Source organism: Variovorax sp. YR216 (assembly GCF_900107745.1).
In the GTDB taxonomy this organism is placed as follows: Bacteria; Pseudomonadota; Gammaproteobacteria; order Burkholderiales; family Burkholderiaceae_C; genus Variovorax.
The window spans coordinates 1-14,325 of record NZ_FNRO01000019.1 but is presented as its reverse complement, the minus strand read 5'-3'; the positions used below and the strand labels follow the sequence as shown (position 1 = coordinate 14,325).

Genomic DNA, 14,325 nt, shown 5'->3' with positions numbered 1-14,325 from the left:
CAGAGCTTCGCCATGAAACACATTCGCTCCATCCTTACGCTGGCCTGTTTCGCGACACTGGCCGTCTCCGCTGGTGCGCAGGGCCTGGGCATCACCGACATCATGCGCAACAACGGCCCGCGCATCGTGCCGCCGCCGACCACCAGCGGACCGCCGCCGAACGTGCAGCGATCGGCCGAGTACATCGTTGCGCTGGTCAATTCCGAACCGGTCACCAACACCGAGGTCCAGATCCGGGTGGCGCGCGTGCTGCGCGAGAACCCCGAAGCCGAACGGATGCCGCGCGCGGAGCTCACGCGCATCGTGCTGGAGCGGATGATCAACGAGCGCGCGATGCTGCAGCTCGCCAAGGAAGCCGGCATCAAGATCGACGACCTCGCGGTCGACCAGGCCGAACAGACCGTGGCCCGGCAGAACCAGATCACGCTCACCGAACTGCGGCGCCGGGTCGCTGCCGAAGGGATGTCGCAGGACCAGTTCCGGCGCGAGCTGCGCGAACAGCTCATGCTCACGCGCCTGCGCAACAGCGAGGTCGAATCCAAGGTCAAGATCAGCGACGTCGAAGTCGATCAGTTCATTCGCGAGCAGCGCTCCGGCGGAAATGCGTCGATCGCGCCGAACCTCAACATCGCGCAGCTGCTCGTCATCGTCCCGGAGAACGCGGGCGACGCGGATGTGGCAAAGCTGCAGCAGCGGGCGCAGGCGCTCGCTCAGCGCGCCCGCGCAGGCGAAGACTTCAGCAAGCTCGTCCAGGAAAACTCCGACGCACCTGACCGTGCGGGCGGCGGCGCGTTGGGCATGCGCAGTGCCGATCGCTATCCCCCCCTCTTCGTCGAGGCCACGCAGTCGACCCCGGTGGGCGGCATCGTCGGCCCTGTCCGATCGCCTGCCGGCTTCCATGTGCTGAAGGTGCTGGCGAAGTCTCAGGCGGGCATTGGCGATGCCGTCGTCACGCAGACGCAGGTCCGGCACATTCTGCTGCGCAACGACCCCAAGCGAACCACGGCCCAATCGGTCGCGCAACTGAACGATTTCAAGGATCGCATCCAGCGTGGCTCCGCCGACTTCGCGAGCCTTGCGCGCGACAACTCGGAAGACGGAAGCGCCAAGAGCGGCGGCGACCTGGGGTGGTCGCGTCCTGGCCAGTTCGTGCCCGAGTTCGAGGAAGCGATGAACCGCCTCACTCCCGGCCAGATCAGCGACCCCGTGGTGTCGCGCTTCGGCGTGCACCTGATCCAGGTGACCGACCGCCGTGAGACCAAGCTCACGCAGGTCGAGCAGCGCGAGGCGGCTCGCGCCGTACTGCGCGAGAAGAAGATCGAGCAGAACACGGATACCTGGGCCCAGGAAGTTCGCGCGCGCGCCTACGTGGAATATCGCGAACCGCCGCAGTCCTGACGGTGAAGTCCCACATTCCCCGCAAGCGGTTCGGCCAGCACTTCCTGGCTGACGTTGCCATCATCGACGCCATCGTGCGCGAAATCGCGCCGAAAGCCGGCGATGCGATGGTCGAGATCGGCCCCGGTCTCGCAGCATTGACGCAGCCGCTCGTGGAGCGCCTGGGTCGCCTCACGGTGATCGAACTCGACCGCGACCTGGCCGAGCGCCTGCGCGGCCATGGTCAGCTCGACGTGGTGGAATCCGATGTGCTGAAGGTCGACTTCGCCGCGCTCGCGAACCGGCTGGCAGCTCCGCCGGGCAAGTTGCTTCGTGTCGTCGGCAATCTGCCTTACAACATTTCGACGCCCATCCTGTTTCATCTGCTGGGGTTTGCGGATCTCGTCGCCGATCAGCATTTCATGCTGCAGAAGGAAGTGATCGACCGCATGGTCGCGCAGCCGGCGACGTCCGACTACGGCCGCTTGAGCGTCATGCTGCAGTGGCGCTACGCAATGGAAAACGTCCTGTTCGTGCCGCCGGAGAGCTTCGATCCGCCGCCGCGCGTCGACAGCGCAGTCGTGAGGATGGTGCCGCTCGCCGAACCGCCGCAGGTGGATGCGAAGCTGCTTGGCGAAGTCGTACAGGTGGCCTTCAGCCAGCGCCGCAAGCTCCTGCGGCACAGCCTGGGCAAATGGCTGGAACAGAAGGGCTTCGCGGGCACCTTCGACGTCCAGCGGCGCGCGGAGGAAGTCCCGGTGGCCGAATACGTCGCCTTGGTCCAGCAGCTCTCCAAATGAAAAAAGCCCGTCGATGACGGGCTTTCGTTCGTGAAACACCGCGGAACCGGCTCAGCCGGTCCGCTGGTGTTGCCCCCGGCAGGGGGTTGGCGGAGCGACACGAAGTGCGCGCAGCCTGAGGGCGAGCAACAGCTACGCTGCTGCGAGCCAGTATCCCGCATTGAAGGGGCTGCTCATGCGCAGCGCCAGGGGAGACACATCGACCAGTTTGTCCGTCGGCATTTTTTCTGCCGTCGGATCAGCCTCTTGAGCCTCGATCTCGGCACCTGCGGCGCCGTTTTGCTGAGCCTCGTTCGCCCGTTCTGCTTGGCTGGCTTGTGCAGAACGGGCTACAGAAAAGAATAGAAGCACCGGAAGGGTATTTTCCGATCCCCCCAGTAGTCCGCCGCGTCGCGGAAGATGTCCAGAAGCTGCTCGCGCGCTTCCTTGTCGAACTTGCCGTTGGCGGGAATCTGTTCGAGGACGATGACGAAGCCCGGCTGCGGACCCGACTTGTGGAGCGGGTCTGTCATGCAGTCATAGAGCGCGTCGAAATTCTTCCCGAAGTGCTGGGGGAACGTGAATTGCTGCGCGATCAGATCCAGCACGTCCTGCTTGGTCTGGGCGTTGCCGAGGTTGGCATACAGAAAGTGCTGACCGGCCGCATGTGCTGCCTCCTGCAGGTCGCTCACGCGGAATGCGCGAATCGACTGCACGATGTTGGGTCGCACGCCACGAAGGGATTGGGTCATCTCCGCTGGTCTTTCCATGGTTGTCGTCATCTTTTCTCAGGACGCTGTTCTGCGCCTCTCCAAATTCATTTCATCGCTCAGGGAACGATCCGCCTGAAGCTTGCGTAGTGATCCGCCGTGTACCAGCACCCCGACGGCGCCGTGCGTTCGCCTCCACAGACGATTCGCTTGGCGCCACGATCACGCGAGCCGGGCGTTTCGACCGTGTACTCTCGGTAGTGACCCCGGCGTTCCTGAGGCAGCAGGCGTTCGCGATTGCCGAACACCACGCCGTCCTTCTCATACTGGAAGGGACCACCCTTGAAGATGGCCTCGTAGGTACGCTGGCCTTGCACCGGCAATTCGGCCAGCGCAATCGTTTCCTGAGCCGACTGACCGGTACGGGTGCCGAACCATTCGCGAGCCTGAACGCCATTTGCAAGAGCTACCAGCAGAATGCTAGTGAGCGCAAACTTGGATGCAGGGGACGAAATCGAGGCGAAAACCGCCATGGAGCACCAGGAAAGAAAAGAGCGAGGGCCGAATCGGGGGTCAACCTTATTGGGGTTAACCCGCAAATTCAAGCCCGTAAGTGTGCACCAGGGGCGCGCAAATAGCAAGCGCCTGCTCAATCTTTGAGCAGGCGAATGGGATTGGCGGTGTGCAGAAAGTTAGCGGTCGCTACTTTGAAAGCGCCTATCGCTCGGCGTTCGCATCGGCAACAGTCAGTGCCGTCATGTTGACGATGCGCCGAACCGTCGCACTGGGCGTGAGAATATGCACAGGTTTGGCCGCTCCGAGCAGGACCGGGCCAATCGCGATGTTGCCGCCGGCCGCCGTCTTGAGCAGGTTGTATGCAATGTTGGCCGAATCGATGTTCGGGAACACAAGCAGATTGGCGTCGCCGGCCAGCGCGCTATGCGGCATGACCGTAGCGCGCTGCTTGCCGTCCAAAGCGACGTCGCCGTGCATTTCGCCATCCACTTCAAGCCACGGCGCCTGGGTGCGCAGCAGCTCGAGCGTCTGCCGCATCTTGATCGCGCTCGGCTGGTTGCTGCTACCGAAGTTCGAGTGCGACAGCAGCGCCGCCTTCGGCTTGATGCCGAAGCGCATCATCTCCTCCGCCGCCATGGTCGTGATCTCGGCGAGTTCTTCAGGCGTCGGGTCGTAGTTGACGTGGGTGTCGACCAGGAACAGCTGCCGGTTCGGCAGGAGCAGCCCGTTCATGCAGGCATAGATCGGTACGTTCTGCTGCGTGCTCGCGCAACCGCCGGGGCGCTTGCCGATCACCTGGTCGATGTAGTGCAGATGCATCGCGGTGGTGCCCCAGGTGCCGCAGATCATCCCGTCCACGTCGCCCTTGTGCAGCAGCATCGAGCCGATGAGCGTCAGGCGGCGGCGCATCTCGATCTTCGCCGTCTGTACCGTCGTGCCCTTGCGTTCGGTCATCCGGTGGTAGGTCTGCCAGAAATCGCGGTAGCGCTGGTCCCACTCGACGTTGACGATGTCGTAGTGCACGTCCTGCTTCAGGCGCAGGCCGAATTTCTCGATGCGTTGCGCGATGATGGCGGGGCGCCCGATCAGCGTCGGACGCGCGACACCTTCGTCGACCACGATCTGCGCGGCACGGAGCACGCGTTCCTCCTCGCCTTCGCAGAAGGCGACGCGCTTCTTCGGCGCGCGCTTCGCGGCATCGAAGATGGGTTTCATCGTCGTGCCCGAGGTATAGACGAAGGTCTGCAGCTTGTCGCGATAGGCATCGAGGTCGGCAATCGGCCGCAATGCCACGCCGCTGTCGGCCGCCGCCTTGGCGACGGCCGGTGCGATCTTCATCATGAGCCGCGGATCGAAGGGCTTCGGAATCAGATAGTCGGGTCCGAAGCTGAGCTTCTCGCCGGCGTATGCGGCGGCGACGCGTTCGCTCTGTTCGGCTTGCGCGAGCTCGGCGATCGCGTGCACCGCAGCGACTTCCATCTCATCGGTGATGGTGGTCGCGCCGCAGTCCAGTGCGCCGCGGAAGATGTAGGGGAAGCACAGGACGTTGTTGACCTGGTTCGGATAGTCCGTGCGGCCGGTGGCCATGACCACGTCGTCGCGCACTGCGTGCGCGTCTTCCGGCGTGATCTCGGGGTTGGGGTTGGCCAGCGCGAAGATCACGGGCTTCGCCGCCATCTTCGCGACCATGGCGGGCTTGAGCACGCCGCCGGCGGAAAGGCCCAGGAACACGTCGGCGCCCTCGATCACCTCGGACAAGGTGCGGGCGTCGGTCTTCTGCATGTACTGGCGCTTGTCGTCGTCCATCAGCTCGGTGCGGCCTTCATAGACCACGCCGGCCAGGTCGGTCACGTAGACGTTTTCGCGCTTGAGGCCGACCTTGAGCAGCAGGTTCAGGCAGGCCAGCGCCGCAGCGCCGGCGCCCGAGGTGACGAGCTTGACCTGCGAGATGTCCTTGCCCACGACCTTGAGGCCGTTGAGCATCGCCGCGGCCACGGTGATCGCGGTGCCGTGCTGGTCATCATGGAAGACCGGGATCTTCATGCGCTTGCGCAGTTCGCGCTCGACATAGAAGCAGTCAGGCGCCTTGATGTCCTCGAGGTTGATCGCGCCGAAGGTCGGCTCCAGCGCGGCGATGACGTCGACCAGCTTCGCCGGGTCCTTCTCGTCGATCTCGATGTCGAACACGTCGACGCCGGCGAACTTCTTGAAGAGCACGCCCTTGCCTTCCATCACCGGCTTGGAGGCCAGCGGGCCGATGTCGCCGAGACCCAGCACCGCCGTGCCGTTGGTGATGACCGCCACGAGGTTGCCCCGCGCGGTGTACTTGAAGGCGTTGACCGGGTCCTTGACGATCTCCTCGCAAGGGGCGGCCACACCGGGCGAATAGGCCAGCGCCAGGTCGCGCTGATTGACCATCTGCTTGGTCGCGGCGATCGAGATCTTTCCCGGGACCGGATGCTCGTGGTATTCGAGGGCGGCGCGACGCAGCTCGGCACGTTTGTCCTCGGGCGAAGGAATCGATGAAGTCGGATCGGACATTGGGCCGTGCCTCCTGTGACGCTTCTTGAAAGGGCGCCGATTGTAGACCTCGCCTTCTTTCGCCTATGAAACATGGGCTTCGCAACGAAGGGTGGGAAATGCGCGGCGGGCGGGGGTTCTGCCCTGTGGCAATATCACCGGTCGAGTATTTGCAGGAGCACCTCCATGGCGCTGATGGATTTCATCAAGAAGCAGTTCATCGACATCATCCAGTGGACCGAGACCGGCGACGGCACACTGGCATGGCGCTTCCCGATGGCGGACATGGAAATCCAGAACGGCGCGTCGCTCACGGTGCGCGAATCGCAGATGGCCGTGTTCGTGAACGAGGGGCAGGTCGCCGACGTCTTCGGTCCCGGCATCTACAAGCTCACCACGCAGACGCTCCCCGTCCTCACCTACCTCAAGAACTGGGACAAGCTCTTCGAGTCGCCCTTCAAGAGCGACGTCTATTTCTTCAGCACCCGTCAGCAGGTCGACCAGAAGTGGGGCACACCCCAGCCGATCACCGTGCGCGACAAGGACTTCGGCGCGGTGCGCGTGCGCGCCTTCGGCAACTACAGCTTCCGCATCGGCGATCCGAAGCTGTTCCACACCGAGATCTCGGGCACGCGCGACGTGTACTCGGTGGCCGACCTCGACGGGCAGCTTCGCGGGCTCGTGCTGCAGAACATCAGCAACGCGATCGCGTCGAGTGGCGTGCCTTTCCTCGACCTCGCGGCGAATCAGATCGAGTTTGCGCGGGCGCTCGCGACGCAGCTCGCGCCCGAGTTCGCGAAGATCGGGATCAAGCTCGAGAACATCACCGTGCAGAACGTCTCGCTGCCGGAAGAGCTGCAGAAGATCCTCGACCAGAAGATCGGCATGGGCATGGTCGGCAACGACATGGGCAAGTTCATGCAGTACCAGACCGCGCAGGCGATCCCGAAGATCGCCGAAGGCGCCGGTGGCGGCAGCGGCATCGCAGGCGATGCGATGGGCCTGGGCGCGGGTGTCGCGCTGGGGCAGGTGCTCGCGCAGAACCTCGCGCAGGGGCTGAGCCCGGGCAACGCCGCCGCGGCTGCGCCTGCCCAGCAGCCGGTGGTCGCGGTGGTCAATCCGGCCGACGTGATGACGACGCTGGAGAAGCTCGCCGAGCTCAAGACCAAGGGCATCCTCACGCAGGAAGAATTCGACGCCAAGAAGGCGGAGCTCCTCAAGAAACTCGTGTGACGCCCGCAGCATTCGCGGGACAACCCCACGACCCACCCGCAGGTTGGCCCTCTTCGGAGCGCCATGGCTGAGAACGGCGCCAGTCAGCGCTACTACCGAGCGCCCTGCCCAGGCTGCGGCGCGCCGGTCGAGTTCCGCTCCGCGCAATCGACGCATGCGGTGTGCGCCTACTGCCGCAGCACAGTGGTGCGGCAGGGCGAGACGCTCGCGCGCACCGGCAAGATGGCGGAGCTGTTCGACGACTTCAGCCCGTTGCAGCTCTTTGCTTCCGGCCGCATTCACGATCGGCCGTTCACGCTCATCGGCCGGCTGCAATACGGCTACGACGGCGGACGCTGGACCGAATGGATCGCCGCGCTCGACGGCGAGCGCACCGGGATCCTGAGCGAGGACAACGGCGCCTTCGTCTTCGCGCTGCCTTTCGATCTGCAGCGCGATGCGCCTTCCGCCGCGGCCCTGCGCGTCGGCGCGACGTCCGCCTTCAACGGCCAGTCGTACACCGTCACATCGAACGAGCAGGCCGCACTGGTCTCCGCGCAGGGTGAACTCCCGCGACTGCCCGAGCTGGGCCGACGTTTCGCGGTGGTCGAGCTGCGCGGCGACAACGGGCAGGTGCTCAGCCTGGAGTACGACTCCGATCCGCCGGGCGCCTGGATCGGCCACGCCGTGCAGCTCGAGGACCTGCAGCTCGCCGGACTGCGCGACGAATCGGCGAAGGAAGAAAAGGCTCGCAGCTTCAACTGCCCGAACTGCGGCGCAACGGTCACCGTCAACCTGGCCGACAGCAAGAGCATCACCTGCCCGTCCTGCAACACCATCATCGATCTGACCCAGGGTATCGGCGGCGAGCTTCGCCACGCGATCCAGGACGAGCCGGTGCAACCGCTGATCCCGCTCGGCACCGTGGGGCAACTGCAGGGCCTGGATTGGCAGGTGGTCGGCTTCCAGCACCGCATGGGCGTGGCGCCCGGCGATGACGAGCACTTCGGCTGGAGCGAATACCTGCTGTTCAACCGCAAGCGTGGCTTCAGCTTCCTGGTGGACTCGGAGGACGGCTGGAGCATGGTCCGGCCGACCACCGGCGCGCCGACGATGGACAAGGACGGCTCGAAGGCCACCTACCTCGGCAAGGTCTACCGCCAGCTCTACACCTACAACGCGGAGACGAGCTACGTGGCCGGCGAGTTCTACTGGCAGGTCCAGCGCGGGCAGCGGACCTTCAATCGCGACTTCGCCAACGGATCGGCACTGCTGTCGATGGAGCGATACGCCAACGAAATCACCTGGTCGTCGGGCAGCAAGATCGACAGCGCCCTGGTGGCGGCCGCGTTCAAGCTCGGCGGCGGCAAGGACATGTTCAAGCGCAACGATGCGCTGCCGGTGAGCGCAGGATCGGGCGTCGGTTGCGGCACGATCATCCTCGTCGTCGTGGTGATCGTCATCCTGCTGATCATCCTGAGCACGTGCAGCAGTTCCAGTGGCGGCAGCGGCGGCGGGACGCGCAGCTCGGGCGGCTCGTACGGTGGCTATTCGAGTGGCGGTGGCCACAAATGATGTTTTTATCCGGAGGTCCTCATCATGGGATTTGAATGGTTGAAGCCTGACGTCGTCCTCGGGTCGCTCGTCTATGCGCTGCTGGGCGTGGCCATCTTCTGGCTGTGCTTCCTCGTCATCGACAAGCTCACGCCTTATGACCTGTGGCAGGAGATCGTCGAGAAGCAGAACGTGGCGCTCGGCGTGATCGTCGCTGCGATGAGCCTCGGAATCTGCGTGATCGTCGCAGCCGCGATCCATTGAGCCCCTCGGCTTGCCACTTCGTGTGCTTCGCCATCCCCCGAGGGGAGGGCCCGGCCGCCTTGGGGCGGCCCGGCGGCGACCGGTGAGCAAGGTGCTGCCACCGGATGCCGCGGCGCGCGGCCCGCAGCCCGTCGAGATGGCGCTGCTCGCCAGCGTGTTCGTCGTCGCGGCGTGCGGGCTGGTCTATGAACTCAGCGCAGCCGCGCTGAGCTCGTACCTGCTCGGCGATTCGGTGCTGCAGTTCAGCACCGTCATCGGCACCTATCTGTTCGCCATGGGCGTGGGCTCGTGGCTCTCGCGCTATTTCGATCGGCAGTTGCCGGCGCACTTCCTGCGCATCGAACTGCTGGTCGCACTCATTGGCGGCGGCCTGCCGGCGGTGCTCTTCATCGCCAATGCCTATGTGCCGGGCGCGTTCCGCTTGCTGCTGTACGGCATGGTGCTCGTGGTCGGCGCGCTGGTCGGGCTCGAGATCCCGCTGGTGATGCGCATCCTTCGCCGCAACGTCGCGCTGAAGGAACTCGTCTCGCAGGTGCTGACCTTCGACTACCTCGGCGCGTTGGCGGTGTCGATCGCATTCCCCCTGTTGCTGGTGCCGCAACTCGGCATGATCCGCACCGGGCTGCTTTTCGGCCTCATGAACGCCGCGGTCGCGGTGTGGGCGCTATGGCTGTTCCGCCATGAGCTGCGCCGGCTCGGCGCGCATGCGCTGGCCTGCGCTCTGGTGCTGCTCACGCTCGCGGCGGCTTTCGTGCTTGCCGACCGCATCACGACGCTGGCGGAGGACAAGTTCTATCAGGACCGCATCATCTTCAGTGCGACCTCGCCTTACCAGCGCATCGTGGTCACGCACGGCAGTGCCGGGCATCGGCTGTTCCTCAACGGCAACCTGCAGTTCGCCGAGCGCGACGAGTACCGCTATCACGAGGCGCTGGTCCACCCCGCCATGGCCGCGCAGGGTGCGCCGAAGAAGGTGGCGGTGCTCGGTGGCGGCGACGGGATGGCGGTGCGTGAGATCCTGAAATACCCATCGGTGGAAAGCGTGACGCTGGTCGAGCTCGACCCGAACATGACGCGACTCTTCACCGAGCACGAGACACTCGCCGCGCTCAACGGCGGTTCGCTCAAGTCACCGAAGGTTCGCATCGTGAACACCGATGCCTTCCAGTGGCTCCAGCAGGCAGGCGACTCGTTCGACGTGATCGTGGTCGACTTTCCGGACCCGACCAACTTCGCGATCGGCAAGCTCTACACCAATTCCTTCTACGCCCTGCTCGACAAGCGGCTTTCTGCGAGCGGCTATGCGGTGATCCAGACCACTTCGCCGCTGATTGCGCGCAAGAGTTTCTGGACCGTGGCCGAAACCATCGAGTCGGTGGGCCTGCAAGTGACGCCCTATCACGCGCATGTGCCGAGCTTCGGGGAGTGGGGCTACATCATCGCGAGCCGCAGGCCGTACCGCCTGCCTGAGGCTGGTGCCTTGCCGCCGGGATTGCGTTTCCTCTCGGCGCAGAGCCTGCCGCTGCTGTTCGACTTCCCGCTCGACATGGCGCGCGTGCCGGCCGAGGTCAACCGGTTGTCCAACCAGGTGCTGGTCACGACCTACGAGCAGGAGTGGGGCAAGCGGTGAAGCGCCGCGCGTTCCTGGGCGCGGCCGCGGGCACGGCGGTGCTTGCCGGGTGCACGCCCGATCGCCAGATCGAAGGCGGCTTCACGGGTATCGATGTGGCGCGTGGCCATGCGCTGCGCGACGGTGCGTTGCAGCCGGATCGTGCGCCGGACGTCACGCGTCGCACGCAGGTGGTCATTGCTGGTGGCGGCATCGCGGGTCTTGCGGCGGCGCGTGCCTTGCGTCTCGCCGGGGTCGATGATTTCGTGCTGCTCGAACTCGAAGACAGCGCCGGCGGAAACAGCCGGGGCGGCGTGGTGAACGGCATTGCCTGCCCGCTCGGCGCGCACTACCTTCCGCTGCCCGGGAACGACGCGCACGAGGTGCAGGATCTGCTCGAGGAACTCGGCCTGCGGCGACGCGTTGCCGGACGATGGGAATACGACGAGCGCCATCTCTGCCACAGCCCGCAGGAGCGGCTCTACTTCCGCGGCGAATGGCAGGACGGCCTGCTGCCGGTGCAGGGAGTCGGCGAAACCACGCTCGCGCAGTACCGCCTGTTCTCGCAGCGCGTGGAGGCGCTGCGTCGCGAGGTGCGGTTCGTGATCCCGACGCTGCGGGCCCAAACGGCGCCACAGCTGCTATCGCTGGACGCGCTCCCGTTCCAGGCCTGGCTCGATCGCGAAGGTTTCACCGATGCGCACCTGCGCTGGTATCTGGACTACTGCTGCCGCGACGACTACGGCGCGGGAATGGCCCATGTGTCGGCCTGGGCCGGGCTTCACTACTTCGCGAGCCGCCACGGATTTCACGCGCCCGGCGACGACAACGCGGAACGCGACGCGGTGCTGACCTGGCCCGAGGGCAACGCCTGGCTCATGCGCCGACTGGCAGATCCGTTGGGCGAACGCCTGAAGACCGGGCATGTGGTCACGCGCATCGCCGAAACACGCGACGGCGTGGCGGTCGACGCCTTCGATGTTGCGACGCGGTCCCGCATCCGGTGGCAGGCCGAGCGATGCATCGTCACGCTTCCGGTGTTCATCGCCGCGCGCGTGGTCGAGAACCCGCCCAACGTCCTGAAGCACGCCGGCTCGCTCATCCGGCATTCGCCGTGGCTCGTCGCGAACATCCATGTGCGCGAGCCGCTCGCGGACCGCCCGGGTGCGGCGCCGAGCTGGGACAACGTGCTCTACGGCACGCGCGGGCTCGGCTACGTCGATGCGCGGCATCAGACACTGGACCCGACGCCGCGCGCCACCGTGCTGAGCTGGTATCGCCCGCTGGGGCCGAGCGCCTTCGATGGCGATGACGGGCGCCGGCAATTGCAGGACCGGCCGTGGACCGGCTGGCGCGACGACCTGATCGCGGAGCTGTCGGTGCCGCATCCCGACCTGCCGGCGCTGGCGACGCGCATCGACATCACCCGCTACGGCCACGCGATGGCGATCCCGGCGCCGGGGCTGCTGCGGCAGATCGGCGCGCCGGAGCGGGTGCGTGCCGGGCGGCTGGCCTTCGCGCACGCCGACTGGTCGGGCTATTCGATCTTCGAAGAGGCGTTCACCCGCGGCCACCTCGCCGCATGACGCTCACCCCCAGCCTCGCCCACTTCGTGTGGCTCGGGCACCCCCTCGCCGGGGGCAACCCCGGCGGGCCGGCGGAGCCGGTTCCGCGGGGTTCCTTGTAGGGGTCATTCCCGCATTAGCGCTTCGATCTCGTCGGCCTTGACCGGCACGCCGCGCGAAATCAGATCGCAGCCGGTTTCGGTCACGATCGCATCGTCCTCGATGCGGATGCCGATGTTGTGGAACTGCTCCGGCACGCCTGCGCCAGGCCGGACGTAGATGCCCGGCTCGATCGTGAGCACCATGCCCGGCTTGAGAATGCGGCTCGGCCGGTTCTTGATGATCTCGTTGGACAGCGGATCGCGTCGTTCGCTCACTTCGCCGACCTGCGAGGGCTCGACGTAGCTGCCGCAATCGTGCACGTCCATGCCCAGCCAATGCCCGGTGCGGTGCATATAGAAAGGGAAGTAGGCGCGCTTCTCGATCACGTCGTCCACGCTGCCCACCTTGTTCGCGTCGAGCAGGCCCAGGTCCAGCATGCCTTGCGACAGCACCTTGACCGTCGCTTCGTGCGGATCGTTGAAGCGCTGCCCTGCCCGGGTCGCCGCGACGGCGGCGTCCTGGCTCGCGAGGACGAGGTCGTACAGCGCGCGCTGCGGGCCGGTGAACTTCCCGTTGGCCGGGAAGGTGCGGGTGATGTCGCTGGCGTAGCCGTCCAGCTCGCAGCCTGCGTCGATGAGCACCAGTTCGCCGTCCTGCACCGGGGCGGTATCGGCCCGGTAGTGCAGCACGCAGGCGTTGGCGCCTGCCGCCACGATCGATCCGTAGGCCGGGTACTGCGAGCCGCCGAGGCGGAATTCGTGCAGCAGTTCGGCGTCGAGGTGGTACTCGCGCACGTCCTTGCCGTCGCGCAGCATCCGCGCGGACAGCTGCATCGCCCGGATGTGGGCCCGGGCGCTGATCTGCGCGGCGCGGCGCATCACATCCTGTTCATGCGCGTCCTTGACCAGCCGCATTTCGTCCAGCGGGCCGCACAGGTCGCGCTGCTCCTCGGGGCACAGCGCGCCGAAGCGAACCCGGGCGCGGACGGCGGAAAGCCAGCCGTCGACCCGCGTTTCCAGCCCCCTGTGCGTCGCGAACGGATACCAGACCACCGACTTGTTCTCGAGCAGGCGCGGCAGGCGCGTGTCCAGCTCCTCGACGGAATAGGCCTCATCCACCCCCAGCACACCCGGCGCAGCCTCCGGGCCCAGCCGGTAGCCGTCCCAGATCTCGCGCTCCAGATCCTTCGGCGCGCAGAACAGCGTCGACTTGCCGTCGCCGGTCAGCACCAGCCACGCATTCGGCTCGGCGAAGCCGGTCAGGTAATAGAAGTAGCTGTCGTGCCGGTACAGAAAGTCGCTGTCCCGGTTGCGCTGGCGCTCGGGGGCGGTCGGAATGATCGCGATGCCGTCGGCGCCTAAATAAGTAGAAAGATGTATACGGCGGGGGGCTTGATGATTTGCGGTCATAACGTCACTATTCGCTACCTTTGTAAGTGCCTTCCAATAGGGCTGAAAAACACGAAGAAAGTATTTGCAAGATGGTTTGCCCGTAGGACTCATCCCACGTAAAAAGCGACCACTTGTTATTTTGGAGGTGTTTTTTGTTGAAAGTTATACATAAGAGCGCCATTGTGCTGTCATTTGGTGCTATCGCGCTCGCCGGTTGCGGGGGTGGTGGTGGCGGCGGTGGCGGCGGGAGTGCCGCTGCCGTCAGCGCCGCAGCGGCTGCCGCTGCGGCGTCGCAGAGCAGCGCTTCCAGTGCTTCCAGCGCCTCCAGCGGCTCGGTCCTCGGTACGACCCCCCAGACGACGACGTTCTGCGGTTCCCAGAGTACCGACATCGTCGATAGCGCGCTGAACATCGTGCCGGCCCAGTACACCGCCATGGCGGCCCAGTTCAGCAAGGACGCGGGTATCGCCTACCGCTACGGCCCGGATGCGGTGGCGTGCGGCACGGCCAACAGCGGCGTGGCGCTGTACAAGCGGGCGGACACCAAGCTTACCTCCCCGGCGCCGGACTACCCGTTCTGGTGGCAGATCGGGCAGGTTTCCAGCGGCGCCGGCTCGTACTCCTCGAATCAGGGCTCGATCACCTTCGTGGCCGACGACACGACACAGCGCGTGGGCGTGGCTGACATCCAGGTCTCCAACCACATGTACGGCGTATTTGCCCAGC

At 65.6% G+C, this 14,325-nt stretch carries 13 protein-coding genes; 8 read left to right on the top strand and 5 right to left on the bottom strand.

The genetic code is table 11. The features are described 5' to 3' along the window. Nucleotides 1-12 precede the first annotated feature (12 nt). Nucleotides 13-1,398: a peptidylprolyl isomerase gene (locus BLW05_RS29765; protein WP_093167479.1), complete on the top strand. Its 1,386-nt coding sequence runs from the start codon at nt 13-15 to the stop codon at nt 1,396-1,398. A gap of 2 nt (nt 1,399-1,400) precedes the next feature. After that, on the top strand, nt 1,401-2,177 hold the full coding sequence (gene rsmA, locus BLW05_RS29760) for a 16S rRNA (adenine(1518)-N(6)/adenine(1519)-N(6))-dimethyltransferase RsmA (protein ID WP_093167477.1): 777 nt from the start codon (nt 1,401-1,403) through the stop codon (nt 2,175-2,177). 132 nt (nt 2,178-2,309) lie between these two features. On the opposite strand, the gene BLW05_RS35640 is transcribed toward rsmA, so the two are convergent. From BLW05_RS35640 to BLW05_RS29745, 4 genes are all read right to left on the bottom strand, one after another. Next, nucleotides 2,310-2,528 carry a hypothetical protein gene (locus BLW05_RS35640; protein ID WP_143044961.1) on the bottom strand — a complete coding sequence of 73 codons (219 nt, stop codon included), beginning with the start codon at nt 2,526-2,528 and terminating at the stop codon, nt 2,310-2,312. Then, nucleotides 2,507-2,938: a barstar family protein gene (locus BLW05_RS29755; RefSeq protein ID WP_184531103.1), complete on the bottom strand. Its 432-nt coding sequence runs from the start codon at nt 2,936-2,938 to the stop codon at nt 2,507-2,509. The genes BLW05_RS35640 and BLW05_RS29755 overlap by 22 nt, the downstream gene beginning before the upstream one ends. 47 nt (nt 2,939-2,985) lie before the next feature. Next, a complete protein-coding gene (locus BLW05_RS29750) occupies nt 2,986-3,399 on the bottom strand; it encodes a guanyl-specific ribonuclease (RefSeq protein ID WP_093167475.1) in 414 nt (137 codons plus the stop codon). A gap of 184 nt (nt 3,400-3,583) precedes the next feature. Next, nucleotides 3,584-5,923 (bottom strand): NADP-dependent malic enzyme, encoded by a 2,340-nt coding sequence (locus BLW05_RS29745; protein ID WP_093167473.1) that lies wholly within the window; start codon nt 5,921-5,923, stop codon nt 3,584-3,586. 165 nt (nt 5,924-6,088) lie between these two features. On the opposite strand from BLW05_RS29745, the gene BLW05_RS29740 reads away from it, so the two are divergent. From BLW05_RS29740 to BLW05_RS29720, 5 genes are all read left to right on the top strand, one after another. After that, a complete protein-coding gene (locus BLW05_RS29740; RefSeq protein WP_093167471.1) occupies nt 6,089-7,135 on the top strand; it encodes an SPFH domain-containing protein in 1,047 nt (348 codons plus the stop codon). A 63-nt stretch (nt 7,136-7,198) separates the two neighbouring features. Then, on the top strand, nt 7,199-8,689 hold the full coding sequence (locus tag BLW05_RS29735) for a DUF4178 domain-containing protein (RefSeq protein ID WP_093167469.1): 1,491 nt from the start codon (nt 7,199-7,201) through the stop codon (nt 8,687-8,689). 24 nt (nt 8,690-8,713) lie between these two features. Continuing rightward, nucleotides 8,714-8,932: a DUF350 domain-containing protein gene (locus BLW05_RS29730; protein ID WP_093167467.1), complete on the top strand. Its 219-nt coding sequence runs from the start codon at nt 8,714-8,716 to the stop codon at nt 8,930-8,932. 136 nt (nt 8,933-9,068) lie between these two features. Beyond that, on the top strand, nt 9,069-10,562 hold the full coding sequence (locus tag BLW05_RS29725) for a polyamine aminopropyltransferase (protein WP_093167666.1): 1,494 nt from the start codon (nt 9,069-9,071) through the stop codon (nt 10,560-10,562). Continuing rightward, nucleotides 10,559-12,127, top strand: a complete 1,569-nt coding sequence (locus BLW05_RS29720; protein WP_093167465.1) for an FAD-dependent oxidoreductase — start codon at nt 10,559-10,561, stop codon at nt 12,125-12,127. Before BLW05_RS29725 ends, BLW05_RS29720 begins: the two co-directional genes overlap by 4 nt. A 104-nt stretch (nt 12,128-12,231) precedes the next feature. Here the strand turns inward: BLW05_RS29720 and BLW05_RS29715 are convergent, their stop codons facing one another. After that, nucleotides 12,232-13,617 carry an aminopeptidase P N-terminal domain-containing protein gene (locus BLW05_RS29715; protein WP_093167463.1) on the bottom strand — a complete coding sequence of 462 codons (1,386 nt, stop codon included), beginning with the start codon at nt 13,615-13,617 and terminating at the stop codon, nt 12,232-12,234. A 137-nt stretch (nt 13,618-13,754) separates the two neighbouring features. Between BLW05_RS29715 and BLW05_RS29710 the strand changes: the two genes are divergently transcribed. Beyond that, on the top strand, nt 13,755-14,325 hold a 571-nt coding region (locus tag BLW05_RS29710; protein WP_177142860.1), incomplete at its 3' end, for a hypothetical protein.

Excerpts from the sequence above, each read along its gene's own strand:
- BLW05_RS29765 (WP_093167479.1), top strand. The coding sequence starts at position 13 with ATGAAACACATTCGCTCCATCCTTACGCTGGCCTGTTTCGCGACACTG.
- BLW05_RS29755 (WP_184531103.1), bottom strand. The coding sequence starts at position 2,938 with ATGACGACAACCATGGAAAGACCAGCGGAGATGACCCAATCCCTTCGT.
- BLW05_RS29750 (WP_093167475.1), bottom strand. The coding sequence starts at position 3,399 with ATGGCGGTTTTCGCCTCGATTTCGTCCCCTGCATCCAAGTTTGCGCTC.
- BLW05_RS29745 (WP_093167473.1), bottom strand. The coding sequence starts at position 5,923 with ATGTCCGATCCGACTTCATCGATTCCTTCGCCCGAGGACAAACGTGCC.
- BLW05_RS29740 (WP_093167471.1), top strand. The coding sequence starts at position 6,089 with ATGGCGCTGATGGATTTCATCAAGAAGCAGTTCATCGACATCATCCAG.
- BLW05_RS29735 (WP_093167469.1), top strand. The coding sequence starts at position 7,199 with ATGGCTGAGAACGGCGCCAGTCAGCGCTACTACCGAGCGCCCTGCCCA.
- BLW05_RS29730 (WP_093167467.1), top strand. The coding sequence starts at position 8,714 with ATGGGATTTGAATGGTTGAAGCCTGACGTCGTCCTCGGGTCGCTCGTC.
- BLW05_RS29725 (WP_093167666.1), top strand. The coding sequence starts at position 9,069 with ATGGCGCTGCTCGCCAGCGTGTTCGTCGTCGCGGCGTGCGGGCTGGTC.
- BLW05_RS29715 (WP_093167463.1), bottom strand. The coding sequence starts at position 13,617 with ATGACCGCAAATCATCAAGCCCCCCGCCGTATACATCTTTCTACTTAT.